The 19,570-nt window shown below is 72.0% G+C and carries 18 protein-coding genes; 7 read left to right on the forward strand and 11 right to left on the reverse strand.

Annotated features, from left to right (window positions below; genetic code table 11):
- Window positions 1-51: 51 nt before the first annotated feature.
- Genes AB0H62_RS07180 through AB0H62_RS07190 form a run of 3 tightly spaced genes read left to right on the forward strand, consistent with a single transcriptional unit; the run spans window position 52 to window position 3,893 of the window.
- The gene (locus AB0H62_RS07180; RefSeq protein ID WP_360584709.1) at window positions 52-483 is read left to right on the forward strand and encodes a thioesterase family protein; all 432 of its coding nucleotides are present in this window, start codon (window positions 52-54) and stop codon (window positions 481-483) included.
- Window positions 483-2,846: an FAD-dependent monooxygenase gene (locus tag AB0H62_RS07185; protein ID WP_360584711.1), complete on the forward strand. Its 2,364-nt coding sequence runs from the start codon at window positions 483-485 to the stop codon at window positions 2,844-2,846. Before AB0H62_RS07180 ends, AB0H62_RS07185 begins: the two co-directional genes overlap by 1 nt.
- Before the next feature lie 3 nt (window positions 2,847-2,849).
- Window positions 2,850-3,893: a carbon-nitrogen hydrolase family protein gene (locus tag AB0H62_RS07190; RefSeq protein ID WP_220242530.1), complete on the forward strand. Its 1,044-nt coding sequence runs from the start codon at window positions 2,850-2,852 to the stop codon at window positions 3,891-3,893.
- Here the strand turns inward: AB0H62_RS07190 and AB0H62_RS07195 are convergent.
- The 6 genes from AB0H62_RS07195 to AB0H62_RS07220 all read right to left on the reverse strand — a co-directional run bounded on the left by AB0H62_RS07195 (window position 3,834) and on the right by AB0H62_RS07220 (window position 9,703).
- Window positions 3,834-5,153 carry an MFS transporter gene (locus AB0H62_RS07195; RefSeq protein ID WP_220242531.1) on the reverse strand — a complete coding sequence of 440 codons (1,320 nt, stop codon included), beginning with the start codon at window positions 5,151-5,153 and terminating at the stop codon, window positions 3,834-3,836. The two genes, AB0H62_RS07190 and AB0H62_RS07195, sit on opposite strands and share 60 nt — an antisense overlap.
- A gap of 83 nt (window positions 5,154-5,236) precedes the next feature.
- Window positions 5,237-5,623, reverse strand: a complete 387-nt coding sequence (locus AB0H62_RS07200) for a cupin domain-containing protein (RefSeq protein ID WP_220242532.1) — start codon at window positions 5,621-5,623, stop codon at window positions 5,237-5,239.
- An 11-nt stretch (window positions 5,624-5,634) separates the two neighbouring features.
- Window positions 5,635-6,843 carry an FAD-dependent oxidoreductase gene (locus AB0H62_RS07205; RefSeq protein WP_220242533.1) on the reverse strand — a complete coding sequence of 403 codons (1,209 nt, stop codon included), beginning with the start codon at window positions 6,841-6,843 and terminating at the stop codon, window positions 5,635-5,637.
- The gene (locus tag AB0H62_RS07210) at window positions 6,840-7,037 is read right to left on the reverse strand and encodes a ferredoxin (protein WP_360584714.1); all 198 of its coding nucleotides are present in this window, start codon (window positions 7,035-7,037) and stop codon (window positions 6,840-6,842) included. Before AB0H62_RS07210 ends, AB0H62_RS07205 begins: the two co-directional genes overlap by 4 nt.
- 193 nt (window positions 7,038-7,230) lie before the next feature.
- A complete protein-coding gene (locus AB0H62_RS07215) occupies window positions 7,231-8,019 on the reverse strand; it encodes an IclR family transcriptional regulator (RefSeq protein WP_220242535.1) in 789 nt (262 codons plus the stop codon).
- Between the two features lie 76 nt (window positions 8,020-8,095).
- The gene (locus tag AB0H62_RS07220) at window positions 8,096-9,703 is read right to left on the reverse strand and encodes an MFS transporter (RefSeq protein WP_220242536.1); all 1,608 of its coding nucleotides are present in this window, start codon (window positions 9,701-9,703) and stop codon (window positions 8,096-8,098) included.
- 287 nt (window positions 9,704-9,990) lie between these two features.
- On the opposite strand from AB0H62_RS07220, the gene AB0H62_RS07225 reads away from it, so the two are divergent.
- Together AB0H62_RS07225 and AB0H62_RS07230 are read left to right on the forward strand one after the other, a co-directional pair.
- Window positions 9,991-11,280 (forward strand): MFS transporter, encoded by a 1,290-nt coding sequence (locus AB0H62_RS07225; RefSeq protein ID WP_220242537.1) that lies wholly within the window; start codon window positions 9,991-9,993, stop codon window positions 11,278-11,280.
- Window positions 11,277-11,702, forward strand: a complete 426-nt coding sequence (locus AB0H62_RS07230; protein ID WP_220242538.1) for a nuclear transport factor 2 family protein — start codon at window positions 11,277-11,279, stop codon at window positions 11,700-11,702. Before AB0H62_RS07225 ends, AB0H62_RS07230 begins: the two co-directional genes overlap by 4 nt.
- Window positions 11,703-11,706: 4 nt before the next feature.
- Here AB0H62_RS07230 and AB0H62_RS07235 read toward each other — a convergent pair whose 3' ends face one another.
- Window positions 11,707-12,324 carry a hypothetical protein gene (locus AB0H62_RS07235; RefSeq protein ID WP_220242539.1) on the reverse strand — a complete coding sequence of 206 codons (618 nt, stop codon included), beginning with the start codon at window positions 12,322-12,324 and terminating at the stop codon, window positions 11,707-11,709.
- Between the two features lie 65 nt (window positions 12,325-12,389).
- On the opposite strand from AB0H62_RS07235, the gene AB0H62_RS07240 reads away from it, so the two are divergent.
- Complete coding sequence (locus tag AB0H62_RS07240; protein ID WP_220242540.1) at window positions 12,390-13,160, forward strand: IclR family transcriptional regulator C-terminal domain-containing protein; 771 nt, start codon at window positions 12,390-12,392, stop codon at window positions 13,158-13,160.
- Here the strand turns inward: AB0H62_RS07240 and AB0H62_RS07245 are convergent.
- From AB0H62_RS07245 to AB0H62_RS07255, 3 genes are all read right to left on the reverse strand, one after another.
- Window positions 13,157-14,050, reverse strand: a complete 894-nt coding sequence (locus AB0H62_RS07245; RefSeq protein ID WP_220242541.1) for an amidohydrolase family protein — start codon at window positions 14,048-14,050, stop codon at window positions 13,157-13,159. The genes AB0H62_RS07240 and AB0H62_RS07245 overlap by 4 nt on opposite strands.
- On the reverse strand, window positions 14,047-14,550 hold the full coding sequence (locus AB0H62_RS07250) for a carboxymuconolactone decarboxylase family protein (RefSeq protein WP_220242542.1): 504 nt from the start codon (window positions 14,548-14,550) through the stop codon (window positions 14,047-14,049). The genes AB0H62_RS07245 and AB0H62_RS07250 overlap by 4 nt, the downstream gene beginning before the upstream one ends.
- Window positions 14,551-14,668: 118 nt before the next feature.
- Window positions 14,669-15,091 carry a hypothetical protein gene (locus AB0H62_RS07255; RefSeq protein ID WP_220242543.1) on the reverse strand — a complete coding sequence of 141 codons (423 nt, stop codon included), beginning with the start codon at window positions 15,089-15,091 and terminating at the stop codon, window positions 14,669-14,671.
- Window positions 15,092-15,242: 151 nt separating this feature from the next.
- On the opposite strand from AB0H62_RS07255, the gene AB0H62_RS07260 reads away from it, so the two are divergent.
- Window positions 15,243-16,820 (forward strand): tannase/feruloyl esterase family alpha/beta hydrolase, encoded by a 1,578-nt coding sequence (locus tag AB0H62_RS07260; protein WP_360584720.1) that lies wholly within the window; start codon window positions 15,243-15,245, stop codon window positions 16,818-16,820.
- 55 nt (window positions 16,821-16,875) lie between these two features.
- On the opposite strand, the gene AB0H62_RS07265 is transcribed toward AB0H62_RS07260, so the two are convergent.
- Entirely contained in the window at window positions 16,876-19,539 is a 2,664-nt protein-coding gene (locus AB0H62_RS07265) for an AAA family ATPase (protein ID WP_360584722.1), read from the reverse strand.
- Window positions 19,540-19,570: the final 31 nt, after the last annotated feature.

Genomic DNA, 19,570 nt, shown 5'->3' on the forward strand with positions numbered 1-19,570 from the left:
CATAGTTCAGCTATACCGTTCGTGATGTCAAGGGCGCCAGGAGGAAAACTCATGCCGACATCCCCTTCCGCGGGTTCTCCCCCGCTCGCCGGTCTCGAGACCACGGTCGAGCGGCGGGTCGAATGGCACGACACCGATGCGTCGGGCCACCAGCACAACTCCGTGGTCCTGCGCTGGGCCGAAGAGGCCGAGGCAGACCTGTTGCGGGGCAAGGACCTCGCGTGGCTGTTCGGCCGCACCCCGCGTGTACGCCACGAGGTGAACTACCGGGGCCGGCTGTGGTTCGGCGACCCGGTGCGCATCACGTTCCGCGTTGCGCAACTCGGGCGTACCTCACTCACGTTCGCCTTCGAGGTCCACGGCCCGAACGGGATCGCCGCCGACGGTTCCGTCGTCGTGGTCCACGCCGAACCCGACAAGCCGGCTGCCACGCCGTGGCCCGACGCCGTGCGGACCGCGCTCAAGAAGGAGGTGGCGGCGTGATGAGGATCGCCATCGTGGGCGGCGGGCCCGGCGGGCTCTACTTCGCCGCGCTCGCCAAGCAGCTCGACCCGAGCCGCGAGGTCACCGTCTGGGAACGCAACGCCGCCGACGACACGTTCGGCTTCGGCGTCGTCTTCTCCGACGAGACGCTCGAAGGCATCGCCAACGCCGACCCCACCGTGTTCTCCTCGATGGAGCGGGAGTTCGCCCGGTGGAGTGACATCGACGTGCACTACCGCGGCACGACGCAGACATCGAGCGGTCACGGCTTCGCCGCCATCGCGCGCAAACGCTTGCTGGAGATCCTGCAGCGGCGCTGCCACGACCTCGGCGTCGACGTCCGGTTCCGCACCGAGGCACCCGACGTCGAGCAGCTCACCGCCGACTACGACCTCGTGATCGCGGCCGACGGCGTGAACTCCGCCATCCGCAAACGCTTCGAGCAGGTCTTCCGCCCCTCGCTCGACGTGCGCCAGTGCCACTACATGTGGCTGGCCACCGACCGCGTGCTGGAGGCGTTCACGTTCCTGGTCGAGGAGACCGAGTTCGGCCCGGTGCAGGTGCACGCCTACCCCTTCAGCGCCGACCGCAGCACGTTCATCGTCGAGCTGAACGACCAGACCTGGCGCGCCGCCGGGTTCACCGACGGCGCCTTCGGTCCCGGCGTCAGCGACACAGCGAGCGTCGAGCGCTGCCGTGAACTGCTGCGCGGTTTCCTCGGCGACGCGGAACTGCTCACCAACAACTCGAAGTGGCTGCGCTTCACCACCGTGCGCAACAAAACGTGGCGCCACGGCAACGTCGTGCTGCTCGGCGACGCCGCCCACACCGCGCACTTCTCCATCGGCTCGGGCACCAAGCTGGCCATGGAGGACGCGCTGGCCCTCGCCGCCGCGCTGGAGGCCACGCCCGGCGACCTCGCCGCGGCGCTGGAGCACTACGAGACCGAACGGCGGCCCGTCGTCGAGTCCACGCAGCGCGCGGCGCAGGCAAGCCTCGAGTGGTTCGAGACGATCGACCACGTCGTGGGCCAGGCGCCGCCGCAGTTCGCGTTCAACCTCCTCACGCGCAGCCGCCGCGTCACCTACGACAACCTGCGCCTGCGCGACCCCGCCTACATCCGCTCCGTCGACCGCTGGTTCAGCACTCATAGCCCCGGCGGCCGCGACGACGGCACGCCCCCGCTGTTCCAGCCGCTCGTCCTGGCGGGCCGGCACCTGCGCAACCGCATCGTCGCCGCGCCGATCGCGACGTACAGCGCGGTCGACGGGATCCCCGGCGAAGCGGAGCTACTGCATCTTTCGGGCAAAGCCCTCGGCGGCGCCGGGCTGGTGCTCACCGGGATGACCGCCGTGACCGCGCACGGCCGCGTCACCCCCGCGTGCCCCGGCCTGTACACCGACGAGCAGGCCACGGCATGGCGCCGCATCACCAACGCCGTGCACGCGCACACCGGCGCCCTGATCGGCGTGCAGCTCAGCCATTCCGGGCGCAAGGGCTCCACGACCGTGCCCGACGCGGCACCGCTGGGCCCGGCGCTGGCCGCCAACGGCTGGCGGACCGTCGCCCCCTCGGCCCTCGCGTACGGCGACCTGCCTGTGCCGCACGAGCTCACGGAAACCGAGCTGCAGGCGTTGATCGAGGACTTCGCCGCGGCCGCGCGCCGGGCCGACGAGGCGGGCTTCGACGTCCTCGAACTGCAGGCCGGACACGGATTCCTGCTCTCGACGTTCCTGTCGCCGCTCACGAACCACCGCACCGACGGCTATGGCGGGACCCTGGAGAACCGCCTGCGCTTCCCGCTCGCCGTCGTGGCCGCGGTGCACGCCGTCTGGCCGCACTACAAGCCGCTGCTCGTGCGGCTCTCGGCCGTCGACTGGGCCGAGGGCGGCACGACGATCGAGGACAGCGTGCGGATCGCCGCCGCGCTGGCCGAACGCGGGGTGGACGCGATCGACGTGTCCAGCGGCGAGGTCGTCGCGCACGAACAGCCGGCGTACGGCCGCAGCTACCAGACGCCGTTCGCCGAACGGATCCGCGCCGACGTCGGCGTCCCGGCGATCGCCGTCGGCGGCATCTCCACCTGCGACGACGCGAACTCGATCGTGCTCGCCGGCCGCGCGGACCTCGTCGGCATCGGCCGGGCGCAGCTGCATGACCCGTCGTGGGCGCTGCACGCGGCGGCCGAGCTCGGTTACTCCGGGCCCGGCGCGTACTGGCCGCCCATCCAGGCCGGCGGCGAGGCCAAACCGCCAAGCGGCGGCCGCGCCCGGCCGTTGCTCACCCTCCGCGCGGACGAACCCTCGCCGGCCCGTTCGCGCTGGACCCCGGTACCCGCCGGAACCCCGAACAGGAGCCTCTGAGCCGTGGAAGACTTCCCCCGCTTCACCGCCGCCGCAGTGCAGGCCGCGCCCGTGTACCTCGACACCGCCGCGACGGTCGCCAAGGCCGTCTCGCTCATCACCGAAGCCGCTTCGCACGGCGCCTCCCTCATCGCGTTCCCCGAGGTCTTCGTGCCCGGCTACCCGTACTGGAACTGGACGATGAACCCGGTGCAGGGCTCGCCGTGGTACGAGCGCCTCTACCGCACCGCCATCGACATCCCCGGCCCGCACCTCGACGCCCTGCGCGCGGCCGCCGCGTCGACGAAGACCACGGTGGTCATCGGCGTCAACGAACGCAGCCGCCACAGCCTCGGGCTGATCTACAACAGCGTCGTCACGATCGGCCCCGACGGTTCGGTCCTCAACGTCCACCGCAAGCTCGTGCCCACGTGGGCCGAGAAACTCACCTGGGGCGGCGGCGACGGCAGCACCGTGCGCGTGCTCGACTCCGCCGTCGGCCCGCTCGGCGCGCTGGCGTGCGGCGAGAACACGAACACGCTCGCGCGGTTCTCCCTGCTGGCGCAAGGAGAACTGGTCCACGTCGCCAGCTACATCTCCCTGCCCGTCGCCCCCGCGGACTACGACATGGCCCAGGCGATCGCCGTCCGCAGCGCCGCGCACGCCTTCGAAGGCAAGCTGTTCTCCGTGGTCGCCTGCTCCACCATCACCGACGAGATGATCGAGATCGCCGCCGGCGACGACGCGGGCATCGCCGAGCTCATGCGCCGCCCGAACAGCGCGCTGTCCGGCATCTTCGGTCCCGACGGCAACCCCGTCGTCGAACCACTCATCGACGAAGAGGGCATCGTCTACGCGGAAATCGACCTGGCTCGCTGCATCCAGCCCAAGCAGATGCACGACATCGTCGGTTCCTACAACCGCTTCGACGTCTTTCAGCTGCACCACGACACCACGCCGCGCCGGCCGGTCGTGTTCGGCGACCGGCCGGGCGGCGAGGGGTTCGCCTCAGCGGGACCCGTCCTCGGCCCCTGGGACCCGGACGAGAGCGCGGCGCGCAGCGCGTGAGCCGGCCGGCCGGTCCGGCGCGAACCACACCGCGACGAAGGAGATCCCGCAGACGGCGATCGCGTACAGCGCGATGGAGCCCGACCAGTTCGTGCCGGCCAGCAGAGCGGTCGCGATGATCGGGGCGAACGCACCGCCGAGCACGGAGCCGATCTGGTAGCCGAGTGAGATGCCGGTGTAGCGGACGCGTTCGCCGAACAGCTCGGCGAACAGGGCGGGCGCCGGGCCGTAGGTCATCGCGAAGAACACCTGGCCGACCACGAGTCCGAGCCCGACGAGCACGGGTGCGCCCGTCTCGACGAGCCGGATGAGCGGGAACGCCCACAGCGCGAAGAGAACCGCGCCGGCCAGGAAGATCCGCCGCCGGCCGACCACGTCGGACCACGCGGCGAACGCCGGCATCGCGACCACGCACACGACGGCCGAGACCAGTACTGCGATGAGGACGGTGCCGCGCGGCTGGTGCAGGTGGTCGGTGGCGTAGGAGACGAGGTACACCGCCAGCAGGTAGTAGCTGGTGCCACCGACCATCGTCGCGCCGGCCGCGAGCACGATCTGGCGCGGGTAGCGGCGCAGGAGCTCGACCAGTGGCGCGCGGCCGCCGCCGCGGGGTGCGGCGGGCGCGTGTTCCGCGACCCGGCTCTGCGCGTACAACGCGACCCCGACGAGGAGAACGCTGAGCAAGAAGGGAATCCGCCAGCCCCAGGTGAGGAAGGCGTCCTCGGGCAACGCCGTGGAGGCCACGAGGAACACGACGTTCGCGAGGATCAACGCGATCGGCACACCGAGCTGCGCGAAACTGCCGTAGAACCCGCGCCGGCCCGGCGGCGCGTTCTCGGTCACGAGCAGCACGGCGCCGCCCCACTGACCGCCGAGCGCGAGGCCCTGCACCAGCCGGAGCACCACGAGAAGAACCGGTGCGGCCGCGCCGATCGACGCGTACGGCGGCACGAGCCCGACCGCGGTGGTGGCGAGCCCCATGATGAGCATCGCCGTGACGAGAGCGGGTTTGCGGCCGACGCGGTCGCCGAAGTGGCCGAACAGCGCGGCGCCCACGGGCCGGACGACGAAGCCGACCGCGAAGGTGCTGAACGCGAGGAGGGTGCCGGCGAGCGGATCACTCGCCGGGAAGAAAAGTTTGCCGAACACGAGCGCGGTCGCCGAGGCGTAGACGAAGAAGTCGTACCACTCGATGGCGGAGCCGGCGAGGCTGACGAGGACGGATCTGCGCAGCGTGGAAGCCGCGGCGGTGCGGGACATGGACACTCCGGTGGGTCGCATGGGCGCAAAGGGGACGGGGGAAACGAGGGGCACCCGGCCGAGGCCGGGTGCCCGGTCGCGAATCAGCTTTCGAGCTCCTTGACCGGGTCGGTGCCGGCGACGTAGGGCGGGTCGTAGATCACGACGAACTCGAGGTCCACGTCGCCGGTGTTGGAAAACCCGTGCGGCAGCCCGGCGGGGATCTTCACGACGCTGCCCGGCTCCACGTCCCAGCTGTCCTTGCCGATGCGGACCGAACCGGTGCCGGCGGTGACGTAGAAGGCGTGGTTGTACGGGTCGCGGTGCAGCTTCGACTTCCCGCCCGGCCCGATCTTCGAGAGCTGGACACTGTAGACGGACGTGTAGTCGTCGTCGACCACGCTTTCGCTGAACTGGAACCCGATGCCGGGGAACCCGGGCTTCTCGAGGCGGTGCCAGGCGATGTCGCTCGGGTTGAGGACGTAGTTCACGGCGGCTCCTTTCACTGGGTCTTCGCGGACAGGTGCTGGAGTTCTTCACAGAGCTCGGCGAATGGCTTCCCGGCCGCCAGGGCGCGCCGGCAGCCGACGAGTGCTTTCGGCCAGTTGACGACCACGGCGCCCGCCGGCCGGCCGGCGGCGCCGAAGACCATCGCGAACGCGTCGCCGGAGCGTTCGAACAGCAGGGTTTCGGTGCCGGCCCGGGGATCGCCGACGAGCTGCACCTTCCAGTCGTACTGGTCGGTCCAGACGTATTCGGCGGGTTTGTGCGCGCGGGGATCACCCGGGTGCACGAGGGTGTGCGCGACGCACGCGGCCTGTTCGACCGCGTTGGTCCAGTGTTCGAACCGCACCGCTCGGCCGTGGCGGGCGGTCTGCCAGCGGGAGACGTCGCCGACCGCGAACACGTGCGGTGCGGCGCGGCCGAACGGGTCGCAGACGACGCCGTCGTCGACCTTCAGCCCGGTGCCGGTCACCCACGCGTCGTCCGGCACGGCGCCGATGCCGACGACCACGGTGGCGGCGTCCACTTCGGACCCGTCGCCGAGCCGGATCCGCAGCCGGCCGCGGATCCGCTCCACCGTCGCGACGCGGGCGCCGAGCCGCACCCGCACTCCGTGCCGCCGGTGCAGGTCCGCGAGCCGGTCGCCGAACACTTCCGGCACCGCGCGGGACAGCAACGCCGGGGTGGCGTCGAGCACGGTCACGTCGGACAGGCCGAGCCGGTTCGCGGTGGCCGCGACCTCCGAGCCGATGAAGCCGCCGCCGATCACGACCACCGGGCCGCCGCGGCCGAGGCCTTCCCGCAGCGCCAGGGTGTCTGCGGCCGTGCGCAGCGAGTGGACGCCTTCGAGGTGCTCCCAGCCGGCGGGCCGCGCGCTCGCGCCGGTGGCGATCACGAGGTCGTCGAAGCCGAGGGCCGACCCGTCGGCCAGGTGCACGCGGGAACCGAGCAGGTCGAGCCGGGTCGCGACCTGCCCGAGCTCGAGCTCGATCTCCGCGTCGGCCGCTTCGCGTTCGGTGAGCAGCCGGACGTCGTCGAGCGCGGTCGAGCCGGCGAGCACCCCCTTGGACAGCGGCGGTTTGTCGTACGGGAGCTCGTCCTCCCGGCCGACCAGCACGACGCGGCCCTCGTAGCCGTGCGACCGCAGCGCCTGGGCCACGCGCACCCCGGCGACGGACGCACCGACGACGACCGTGCGCGGCCTCATGCCCCGTCCACCGCCAGCGCCGCCTCTGGGCACCGGCGCGCGACCTCGCCGACGCGCCCGACCTCGTCCGGTCCGATGGCCCCGCGCAGCAGTGTGACGACTCCGTCGTCGTCGATGTCGAACACGTCGTCGGCGCCGGCCACACAGTTGGCCCAGCCCCGGCACTTCCCCCGATCCGCGTGAACGATGGCCATCCCGTCCTCCTCTTCTATGTCGCCTCTGTGACGACCGCAATAGAAAGAGTAGTCTTCTGCACAGCAGAATGACAACACCCGACGTCGGCTCTCCCTCGGTCAGGTGAGGCCGGCCGGCCGCGCCCAGGGCGCAAAAAAACGGCGGCGACCTGGGCATTTCACCCAGGTCACCGCCGTTCGGAAAAGACGGGGCTCAGCTGTGCAGCAGCGGCGTCGCCTCCCGCACGATCGCCTGGAGTGCCGTCGCGACGACGAGCTGCTGCGACTCGGGCATGCGGCTCGCGGGCACGGCGACGTTGAACGAGATCCGGCCGGCCCCCACCGTCACCGGGAAGGCGACCGCCACCGACGACACCCCGGCCTCGCTCTCCTCGGCACTGGTGGCGTAGCCGAGCTCGCGCACCCGCCCGAGCTCGGCTTCGAGGTCACCGCGGGTGCGGATGCTGCGGTCGGTGAGCCCGCTGATCCGCTCGTCCGGGTAGAGCACCCGCAGCTGATCGGTGCTGAGGCCGGCCAGCATCGCCTTGCCCGACGACGTCGAGCTCGCCGGCAGCGAGCTGCCCAGCCGCGACGCGACCCGGACCGCTTGCGGGCTCTCGATCGCGTCGACGAACCGCACGCTCGTGCCGTCGAGCACGCCGAGGTGCACGGTCTCGCGCAGCTCGGCGTTGAGGCGTTCGAGGTAGGGCCGCAGCACCTGGCGGAAGTCGAACCGCTCGAGGATCGAGAACGCCACGCCGGTCAGCGCCGTACCCGGCTCGTAGGTTTTCGTGGCCGGGTTCTGCCGCACGAACCCGCGGTAGAGCAGCATCGCCATCAGCCGGTGCGCTGTGGACGAGGCGACGCCGAGGTACTCGCTCACCTCCGCCAGCCGCACCTCCGACCGCTCGCCGAACAGCAGCAGCAGCTTGAGCGCGTTGTCGACGGATTCGATCGGGTACTGCGGCGGGTTGACGCCCGCCACGCCCTCGCTTCTGCTCATGCGGAGGACTGTATTCCGCTCGGCGCGGGCGCCGCGAATCTCCCGGTTGTCCGGGTGTCGAAGGACTCTCCGGACGTCAGTTCGCCAGCAGGTGCCGGGTCGACGGCGGTTCCACCGAGAACCCAGCCACTTCCCGGTACAGCCCGGCGTCCTCGCCGGTGATGCGTTCGTGGTGCTGGCGCAGGTGCTCGGCCCAGGTCGCGACCTCGAAGACCTCGACGTAGCGGTCGGGCACGCTCAGGTCGCGGTAGGCGCTCCACCGGCGGGCGCCCGTGCGCTGGCGTGAGACGCCCACGCGGGTGAGCAGGGCCAGGAACTCGGCCGAGCTCTCGGCCGGGACGTGGTAGGCGACCTCGACCAGCACGGGTCCCGCCGTGGGGTCGAGGGTTTCCTCGTCGCCGGTGAGCACGGCGATCTCCGGTTCCGGCCACGGCGTGACGATCGTGCGGTCCAGCTCGCCCGTGCGCGCGTGGATGGGGAGCACGAACAGCGACGCCGCGCCCAGCACCAGCAGCACACCGGAGATGGCGAGCGTCGTCGCGGCGCCCAGGCCGGCGGCGACCAGGCCCCAGATCAGCGCGCCGACGCCCTGGCCGCCCAGGAAGATCATCAGGTACACCGCCAGCGCCCGCGCGCGGACCCAGCCGGGCAGCGCGAGCTGCAGCGTGGTGTTCAAAGTGGACAGTCCCGCCAGCCAGCCGGCGCCGCCCGGCACGAGCAGGACCGCGACCACCGCCGCGCTCGGCAGCAGCGCGGCGGCGAACACCCCGACCGCGTAGGCGATGGTGGCGGCCCCCAGCAGCGTGTTGCGGCCGAACCTCGCGCGCATCGGCCGCATCAGCACGGCGCCGCCCACCGCGCCGAGGCCGAGGGCGCCGAGCAGCACGCCGTAGCCGCCGGAACCGAGACCGAGCCGGTCAGCGGCCACGACCGGCAGCAGCCCCCACAACGCCGACGCGGGCAGCACGAACACCAAGGCGCGCACCAGGATCCGGCGGACACCGGGCGCGTACCGCACATACCGGATTCCGGCGCGCAAGGCGGGCAGCAAGGGTTCCGCCGGGCCGGCGGACTCGGCGCTCGTGCGCCGCCACATCAGCACGGCGCCCAGGATCAGCAGGTCCGACACCGCGTTGATGCCGAACACCACCGCCGGCCCCGTCAGCGCCAGCACGAACCCGGCGAGCGCCGGCCCGATCGCGCGCGCGATGTTGACGTTGAGACTGCCCAGCGCCGCCGCCGACGGCAGTTCCTCGCGCGGCACCAGCTCGGGCTGGATCGCCTGCCAGGCCGGGCTCATCAGCGCCTGGCACACGCCGAGCAGCAGCGTGATCGTGATCAGCGTCGCCGGTGTCACGAGGCCCTGGCTGCTCAGCACCGCCAGGATCCCCGTGATCACAACCATCACCGCCGTGAGCACTGCGATGATCCTCCGCCGGTCGAGCACGTCGGCCAGTACGCCCGCCGGCAACGACACGAACAGCACCGGGATCAGGCTCGCGGCTTGCACGATCGAGGTCAGCGTGGCGGCGTCGGGCTGGTGCACGACCGTCCACTGCGCACCGACCGACTGCATCCAGCTGCCGACGTTCGAGCCCAGCTGCGCGAACCACAGCGCACGGAACACGTGCCGGCGCAGTGGCGCCCACGTGGACGACGCGGGGGCGGACGGTGCGGCCGACAACGGCGACTCCTCGAGCCGGGCGCGCGGACCGGATGTCTGTGCGCGGGGTGATCCTACGGCGCCGGTCCCGGCACGGCGGCCGTCCGCCGTGGTCGCGAGAACCGGCCACGGGGCCGGCTCGCGTTCCGGGATTGACATCACGGTGACCGTGTCCCACTATCTCTTCGTCGGACGTATGTTCGTCAGACGTCCATGTGTTCGTCGGTCGCACACTCTTCGGTCCGGAGCACCTCCCCCGTGGCCGGAGACGCCGGCCGTGGTCCCGTCAGCGCGGAAGGGAACCCACCTTGAGAACCCTGAGAACCGGGCGCGTGCTCGTCTACCTGCTGCTTCTGGGTGCGGTCACGGTCAACTACGTCGACCGCGTCATCCTCTCCGTGGCCGCGAAGCCCATCTCACAAGAGCTCGGGCTCTCGGCGCCGGAGCTGGGACTGCTGCTTTCGGCTTTCCTGTGGAGCTACCTGGTCTTCGTGCTGCCGTGGGGAATCCTCACCGACAAGATCGGCACCAAACCGTCGACGGTTTCCGGGCTGGCACTGTGGACGGTCGCGACGCTCCTGACCGGGGTGTCGGGCGGATTCGGGTCGCTGTTCGCCTTCCGGCTCGTCATGGGCGTGGGCGAGGCGTCGACGTACCCGGCCGGCGCGGCCGCCATCCGCGAGTGGATCCCGACCCGCGAGCGCGGGCTGGCCACCACCGTGTTCAACGCCGGCGGGTACGCCGGCCCCGCGATCGGCTCGGTCGTCGTCGGGTTCCTGGTCGGCCAGTTCGGCTGGCGAAGCGGGTTCTACTTCGGCGCGATCCTCGGCGTGCTCGTGCTGCTGGCATGGATCTTCGTCTACAAGCGACCCGAGCAGGCCCGCTTCATCGGCGAGGCCGAGCGCACGAAGATCCTCACCGAACGCGGCGACCCGGACCGGCCCGGTCACGGCGGTTCGTCCCTCGGCACGTTGCTGCGCTCGCGCACGATGTGGGGGATGTTCGTGGCGCAGGGCTGCGCCGTGTACACCGTCTACATGTTCCTGACCTGGCTGCCGAGCTACCTGCAGGCGACCCACGGGCTCACCGTCCTGAAGTCCGGCCTCTACACCGCCGTGCCGTACGCCGTGGCCGTGCCCGGGACCATGTTCGTCGGCTGGCTCAGCGACCGCCTGCTGCGCGGCCGTCCGGCCGGTTCGGGCCGCCGCCGCGTGATGGTCACCGTGACGATGCTGGTCTCCTCGTGCATCCTGCTCACGCCGTTCGTCACCAACGCCGCGGTGATCCTGGCGCTGTTCTCCTTGTCGCTCACCAGCATCGGCAGTGCGGTGGGCCTCAACATCGCACTGCTCAACGACTTGCTCGCCGACCCGGCGGACACCGGGCGAGCAAACGGGATCCTCATGGTGGGCGGCAACGGGTTCGGCGTGCTCGCGCCCATTGCGACCGGCTACGTGATCGCGTGGTCCGGCGGCTACGGCACGGCGTTCGTCGTCGCCGGCGTGCTCCTCGTCGTCGGCGCCGTGCTGACCATGACGATGACGCGCACCCCGATCGCCGCCCGCCGGGCCGTCACGAACGAGCTGGTGGCCCCATGACCGACGCGACGGCCAAGGACGACATCCGCGAACTGCTGGCCACCTACTGCTTCCTGCTCGACGGCTACGAACTCGCGGAGTTCTCCCTCCTGTTCACCGAAACCGGCACGTGGGAGTCGCGCAACGGCACGGCAACCGGGCCCGCCGCCGTCGAAGAGCTCATGAGCGCCCTCGTGCCGCCGCCCGGGCCTGGCACGCGACGCAAGCACCTCACGACGAACATCGTCATCCGGTTCGACGGCGACGATCGGGCCACCGTGCGGTCGAACTTCCTCGTCGTGCGCGACACGAGCGCGGGCCCTGCGATCGCAGTGGCCGGCACCTACACCGACCGCGTGGTCAGGACCGGAGCCGGCTGGCTGTTCGAACACCGGAAGCTCGCGCACGACATCACCGGCGAGTCCGGCCTGAATCCGACGTGACCGGTCAGCGGGCGGTGTTGTGGTAACGGAAGACCCGCCGCTCCCGCGCCGTCACCGTCGCCATCACGCGGTCGCGCCACGGGGTACCGGTCGCGTGCCGGTACCCCGGCTCGTCGAACAGCTCCACGCCGGAGATCTCGTGCAGCGCCAGCAGATCCGGCCCCGCTCCCTCGACGCGCCGATAGCGCCGGATGCGGTGCCAGCCCGGCAGCTCCAGCAGCAGTGGCACGTGCTCTTCGCGGTACCACTCGTCCAGCGCCGCCTCGTCGCCGGTCAGCGCGACCGCGACGAGCACCGGTGCCGGGCCGGTCTGTTCGCCGTACTCGGCGGTCAGCTCGTACACGCGCCGGTCGAGCGTCTCGAGGCGTTCGACCACCGACTGCTCACGCGGGCTGCGCCGGCGCACGGCCGCGTACTCCGCGGACGCCAGCGAGGCGAGGTCGAGCTCGTACCACGCGAGCCACGACGGCGTGGCGCCGTCGATCGCCCGGTACCGGTAGCCGCTGCGCACACCGGGCACGGCGACCCGCGCCGGCGCGTGCTCACCGTCGTACCAGTCGTGGAACTCGTCCTCGCCGACCGCGCCCGGTTCGGAAAGCACGCAGAGCAGCCCGTCCGTCATCCGTCACTCCTCGCCCTCGCTCGGGTACCGTTCTCGTCAGGCAGCAACCAGGGAAAGGGACGGCAGTGTCGAGAGAAGACCCCGACGTCATCGACTCGGTGGAGAAGGCGTTCCGGTTGCTGCAGGTCTTTTCCGCCGAGCGCGCCGCGATGACCGTCAGCGACGCCGCCGCGGCCACCGGGTTCACCCGCGCCACGGCCCGCCGCATCCTGCTCACGCTGGAGCGCCTGGGGTTCGCGGAGGCCGACGACCGCCACTTCCGCCTCACCGCCCGGGTGCTGCGCCTGGGCTACGGCTACCTCGCCGCCCTGCCGTTCTGGGAGCACGCCCAGCCGCACATGCGCGAGCTGGCCGACGAGCTGCGGGAGTCGTGCTCGATGGCCACCTTGGACGGTCCCGAAATCGTGTACGTGGCCCGGGTCCCGGCGTCGCGGTCGATGTCCATCACGCTCAATGTCGGCTCGCGCCTGCCCGCCTACCCCACGTCGATGGGCCGGGTCCTGCTCGCGGCACTGCCCGAGGCGGACCTGCGATCCTATCTGGACAGTGTGCACCTGGAAAAGCTCACGCGCCACACCATCACCGATCCCGCGCGGCTGTGGGCCGAGCTGCACGAGGTCGCCGAAGCGGGGTTCGCCGTGGTCGACGGGGAACGGGAAGAAGGCGTGCGCTCGGCGGCGGCGCCCGTGCGCGGAGCGGGCGGGCGGACGCTGGCCGCGCTCAACGTGTCGGTCAACGCGGCCCGCGTGTCGCAGGCCGAGCTGCGCAAGCGGTTCGTGCCCCGGCTGCTGGAAACGGCCGACGCGATCACCAAGGACATCGAGGGTCTGCACTAGACCTCCGGCGAGCCGGCGTCCGGGAAGTCGAAGCACTCCGCGGGATTCGTCACGAGCAGCCGTTCGCGGGCGGCCGCGTCCGGCGCGATCTCGGCGATCAGGTCGACGAGATCGCCGTCGTCGGGGACGAACCCGGTGGTGTTCGGGTGCGGGAAGTCCGTGCCCCACAGGACGCGGTCCGGCGCCCGCGTGGCCAGGAGCCGGGCCAGTGCGGCGGAATCCGCGAGGCTCGGCGGCGCGGTCGCGATGCGGTCCGTGCCGCTCAGCTTGACCCACACGGTCCCGGTCGCCAGCAGGTCCAGCAATGCCCGCACGGCCGCGCTGTCGAGACCCTCGCGCAGGTCGACCCGCGCGAGGTGGTCGATCACCACCCGCACCCCCAGCGACCGCACCAGGTCCGCGTGCTCGGCGATACCGGCACCGGCCACGTGCAGCGCGAGGTGCCAGCCGTGGGGCCGGATGAGCTCGAGAACGCGATCGATCTCGTCGCGCGCCGGTGCCGGGCCGAGGTGCGGGGTGAAGTTCAGGCGCGCGCCGCGGACCCCCGCCTCGTGCAGCCGCTTCACCTCCGCCGCGGACGTGTCCGGCCGGATCAGCGCCACGCCGCGGTAGCGGCCGCCGGAAGTCTCCAGCGCGTCGAGGAGCGCGGCGTGGTCGGTGCCGTGGCACGCGGGCTGCACGAGCACCGCGCGGTCGATCCCGAGCAGCCGGTGCAGCGCCCGCAGGTCTTCCTTCGGCGACGCCGGCGGCGTGTAGGACCGGCCCTCGGCGTACGGGAACTTCGCCGTCGGGCCGAAGACGTGGCAGTGCGCGTCACAACTGTTGGCGGGCAACGGGATTCGCGGCGCGTGCGGGTGGGGGTGCGGGCCCGGGTTGCGCGGGTCCGTCACTGGCCGACCTCCAGCGCGACCAGGAACCGCGACACGAGGTTGTACGCGCCCACGGTCACCGTCAGCTCGACGATCTCCTGCTCCGCGAAGTGCTTCTGCAGAGCCAGGAACACCTCGTCCGGCACGGCGACCTGCTTCGTCATCGCGTCGGTGTAGGCCAGCACCGCCAGCTGCCGCTCGTCCAGGACGCTCAGGTCGGCGCCCTCGCGCAAAGCCTCGATCTCCTCGGCCGGCAGACCGGCCTCCGCGGCGACGAGGGCGTGGGCGGTCCACTCGTACTCGGCGCCGTTGAGCTCGGCGACCCGCAGGATCGCCAGCTCCCGCACCGTCGCGGGGAGGACGCCCTGCTTGCGGATCGCGCCGAGCAGGCTGTTCCAGCCGTCGGCGAAAGGCGGGCTGTGCAACAGCATGCGATCGAGCGGGGTCAGGCGCCCCCCACGGCGCGCGCGGATGCGGTCGGCGACTTCGCCGCTCTCGTCCGCGTAGTCCAGCCTGGCCATGTGCGATCTCCTTGTGTTCGTCAGACGTACACTTGAACGTCTGACGAACGAGTATGGCCAGTGCCGAGGGGACCGGTCAACCCGCGAAGGCCGCACCGGGACGAGATCGACGCCACGTTCACCGCGTCTGGAGTGGTCCGCTGAACGATTTGCGCAGGCTCGGCGGCCCGACCACCCGCAGGAGCGTCGCGAGGATCTTGCCCTTCGGCGTCGACGGGGTGCGGGTGAGCTCGACGTCGACGCGGGTGCCTTCGCCGGCCGGCCGCAGCCGGAAGACCCAGCCGCCGCCGGGGCCGAAGAGCTTGGAGTCGAGTGTGGTGACGGTGACGCTCGTGGCGTCCCATTCGTAGCGCGCGCGTTCCCACGCCGCGCTGGTCCCTTCCGTCACTTCGGCCCAGGTGGCGCCGAGGGCGTGGACCTCGAAGTGCTCGGCGTCGATCGAGGGCCAGTGCTCGGCGCGGGCGGGGCCGAAGTCGGTGAGCACGGCGAGCGCGGCGGCCGGGGTGAGGGCGGAGTCGAGGTGGAAGCGGATGACGGGCACGGTGTTTCCCTTCGGAGGTGGTGACGTCATCGTCGCCGCGGGGCCGGCCTCGTCACCCCAGGGTGAGACACGGGTCGGCACCCGGGCCAGGGTGCACCCCAGGGTGTCTCCCTGGCTCCACCGGTGGCCTGGTCACGCGAGGGTGAGCGGCATGAGACGACTGATCCTGCTGGCGGCCGTGCTGCCGCTCGCGGCCGTGCTGGTGCCGGGCGCCAGTGCCGCTCCCGGTGCCCCGGCCACCACGTGTGCGGCCATGCCCGTGTCCGCGCCACCCGGCGCCCAGGTCGAGGCGGTGACCGCGACCGCCCACGAGGGCGGCACCGTCACGTTCCCGGCCGCTCCCCCGCTGCACCCCGCACCGACGACGCTGACGGACGTGCCGGCCTGGTGCGACGTCACCGTCACCCTCACGCACCCGGGCGCCGGTGACCACGTCGCCGTGAAGATCTCGCTGCCCCGCGACCGCGCGAAGTGGTCGGGCCGGTTCCAGGCCACCGGCGGCAGCGCGTACCTCGCCGGAGACTTCGGCAGCCCGCTGGTCGCCGCCGTCAAGGACGGCTACGTCGCCGCCGCGACCGACGCCGGCGTGGGTTCCGACCCGCTCGACGTCAGCGGCTGGGCCCTGAAGCCGGAGACGCCGGCGCTGCTGGAGGACTTCTCGTCGCGCTCGCTGCACGACCTGGCCGTGGTCGGCAAGGACGTGGCGAACCGCTTCTACGGCAAGCCTGTGAGCTACGCGTACTGGAACGGCTGCTCGACCGGTGGAAGGCAGGGGTACGTCGAGGCCCAGGACTACCCAAAGGACTTCCAGGGCATCCTGGCCGACGCGCCGGCCATCAACTGGGACCGCTTCGCCGTGGCCTCGCTGTGGCCGCAGGTCGTGTTCAACGAGGAGAAGACGCAGCCGACGCAGTGCGAACTGGAGGCGTTCAACACCGCGGCGGTCGCGGCGTGCGACACGCTCGACGGCGTCAAGGACGGCGTGATCGGCAACCCGCAGGCCTGCCACTGGGACCCGCGCAAACTGATCGGCACGAAGGTGCTGTGCGAGGGCAAGGAGCTCACCATCTCCGCCGCGACGGCCGAGGTCGTGCGCAAGATCTGGGCCGGGCCGGTCTCGCCGTCCGGGCAGCAGCTCTGGTACGAGTCCAACATCGGCGCACCCTTCAGCGGACACGCGCAGGCCGGCATGCCGTTCTTCGTCGCCGACAGCTGGGTCAAGTACTTCGTGAAGCAGGACCCGACGTTCGACACCACGAAGCTCACGTACAGCTCCTTCGCGCAGCTGTTCCGCGAGTCCCAGCAGAAGTTCCACGACATCATCGGCAGCGACGACCCGGACCTCTCGGCCTTCGCCCACGCCGGCGGCAAGCTGCTGAGCTGGCAAGGCCAGTCCGACGAGCTCGTCCCCACCCAGGGCACGGCCGACTATCGCGAACGCGTCAACCGGCTCATGGGCGGCAACTCCCGCGTCGACCAGTTCTACCGCCTCTTCCTCGCCCCCGGCGTCACCCACTGCGGCGGCGGCCCCGGCGCCCAGCCCACGGACGCCCTGGGCGCCCTGGTGAAGTGGGTCGAGCACGGCCAGGCCCCGGACACCCTGGCCGCCGCCGTCAAGACCACGGACGGCACCACCCTCGCGACCCGCAACCTGTGCCGCTACCCGAAACTCGCCCACTACACCGGCCACGGCAACCCCGCCTCGGCTGCGAATTACCGTTGTAGCTGACGGGTTTTCTTCCTTCCGCCCGGTCCCGGCTCTCCTCGGAGGGCCGGGACCGCCTTCAGTTCAACACCCCACCCAGCTCCCGCCGCGACGTGATGCCCAGCTTCGTGAACACCTTCCGCAAGTGCCACTCCACCGTGCGCGGGCTGAGGAACAGGGCGGCCGCGATCTCGGGGTTCGTGCGGCCGGCCAGGGCGAGGCGGGCGATCTGCGTCTCCTGGGGGGTGAGTTCGTCCCACGAGCCCGAGGTGCGTTTGCGGACCGTCTCGCCGGTGGCGGCCAGTTCGCGGCCGGTGCGGGCGGCGAAGGCCTCGGCGCCCATGGCGGTGAAGGCGTCGTGCGCGGCGCGCAGGGGGACGCGGGCTTCGCTGCGCCGGTTTTCGCGGCGCAGCCATTCGCCGTGAAGGAGGCGCGCGCGGGCGAGGGGGACGTCGAGGCGGCCGGTCGACAGGTGCTCGACGGCGGCGCGGTAGTGGTTTTCGGCCTGCTGGCGCGGCCCGGCCAGGGCTTCGGCGAGGGACTGCGCGCCGTGGGCCCAAGCCGTGTCCGCCGCGGCGGTCAACGGGGCGAGACGTTCCCGAGCCGAGGCAGCCACACCAGCGTCACCGGCGTGAGCGGCCGCCTCCACCAGCTCCACGAGCGCCCGGTTGTGCACGCCGAGATCGTCGTACTCGACCACGCGCCGCGCGGCCTCCAGCGCGGCCGAATACTGGCCGAGTCCGTTGTACAGCACGGCTTTCGCGTACCAGGCCTCCGCGAGCAGCCGGCCCTCCCCACTCACCTCGGCCGCCTTCTCGGTCGCCGCGATGCGCTCCAGCGCCGGCTGCTCGCGGCCGCGGTGTGCGGCCAGGTCGAGCGCCGCCGACGGAGCTGCGAGAAGACCCGTGGCTTCGCCGAACGCTTCGGCTTCCGCGACCAGGCCGGCCGCCTCGGAAAAGAGCCCCGCCCGCAACACCGCCCCGGCGCGAAGGACCAAAGCGGTCGGCAGCAGCGCCAGCGACCCGGTCTCACGCGCGAATCCGAGCGCGCGCGAGGTCAGGCTGTCCCAAGTGACGTCGTCCCACAGCTCGATCGCGACCGGCACCGCGAGCCACACCAGACCCGGATCAGCCGCGGCCAACGCGACCCGCAGCAGAGGCGCCGCGGCGCAGCCCTCCGAACGCCACGCCGAAAGCCCGGCCAGAAACAGACCGGCCGGTTCGTTTCCGCCAGCCACGGCCGGATCACCGAACTCTGCGCCGAGCCGCCCCGCGTGCACGGCCGCACCCGCCGCCAGCAAGTACGTCTCCCGCGCCGCCGCGAGGTCCAGCTCCTCGAGCCGGCGCGCGGCCGCCAGCAACGGCGGCCCCGCCGCCCGCCCGCGGTTCACCGCGAACGCCACCTGCGCCCGCAACCGCTCCACCCCCGCGCGGTGCAACGGATCCAACGGCCCCAGCTCGGCAGCCGACAACAACTCCGGCACCTGCATGGGCGCACCCGACGCGAACCGAGCCCGCGCCGCCTCCAACGCCCGCGTCGCGCGCGTCTTGGGGTCCGGCGTCAGCTCGGCGGCCCGCTCGAAAAACGCCGCTGCCCCCGCCGGCCCGCCTCGGGCCAGCGCCCGGTCGGCGGACTGCTCCAGCTCGGCGGCGACCGTCTCGTCCGGCCCCACCGTCGCGTGCGCCCGGTGCCACGCCCGCCGGTCGGGGTGCTGCTCCGGGTCGGTGGCCTCGGCCAGCGCGCGGTGCACGTCCCGCAGCTCCGTCGCGTCGGCCGAACGCCACGCGGCCGAGCGCACCAGTGGGTGCCGGAATCGCACCCGCGCGCCGAGCTCGACCAGCCTCGCAGCCTCCGCAGGCGCTGCCGCACCGGGTTGGACACCAAGATGTTCGAGCGCCCGCCACAGCAACGTCACATCCCCCACCGGCTCCACGGCCGCGGCCAGCAGCAGCCGCCGCGTGTCCGAAGGCAACGCCGAAATCCGCCGCGAAAACTCCTCCTCCAGCCGGTTCACCACCGGCTCCGCGGCACGCGTCCCGAACCCGAACGCGAGCTCCTCCGGCGTCCGGTCCCGGCAAAGCTCCAGCAACGCCAACGGGTTCCCGCGCGTCTCGGCGACGATCCGGTCCCGCACGCGCTCGTCGACCCGCCCGGCGAGCGTCCGGTCCAGCAGCGCCCGCGCGTCCGCGTCGGCGAGTCCATCGACGCGCAGCTGGGGCAACCCCTCCAGCGCGGCGTCGTCCAGGCGCGCCCCGAAGACGAGCGCGACCGACTCCGCGTCGAGCCGCCGCGCCACGAACGTCAGGATCACCTCGGACATGCGGTCGAGCCACTGCACGTCGTCCACCACACACATCAGCGGCTGCTCCGCGGCCGCCTCTGCGAACAGGCCCAGCACCGCGAGCCCGATCAGCAACCCCTCCGGCGGACTCCCGGCGGCGAGTCCGAACGCCGTCGCGAGCGCGTCGCGCTGCGGTCCCGGCAGCCGGTCGAGCAGTCCGAGCAGCGGCGCGCACAGCCGTTGCAGCCCCGAGAAGGACAGCTCCGACTCCGACTGCACCCCGACCGTCCGCACGACCCGGCACGGCGGCGCCTGCCCCGCGAGGTGATCGAGCAGCGCCGTCTTCCCGACGCCCGCCTCGCCGCGCACCACGAGCACCCGGCTGCGCCCCGCGCGCACGTCACGCAGCAGCTCCTCGAGCGCACCGCATTCCCGCTCGCGTCCCCGAAGAACCCCGTCCACGGCCACCTCCCCCGGCGGACGCTACACGCGT

This window comes from Amycolatopsis sp. NPDC050768 (assembly GCF_040654155.1).
GTDB lineage: Bacteria > Actinomycetota > Actinomycetes > Mycobacteriales > Pseudonocardiaceae > Amycolatopsis.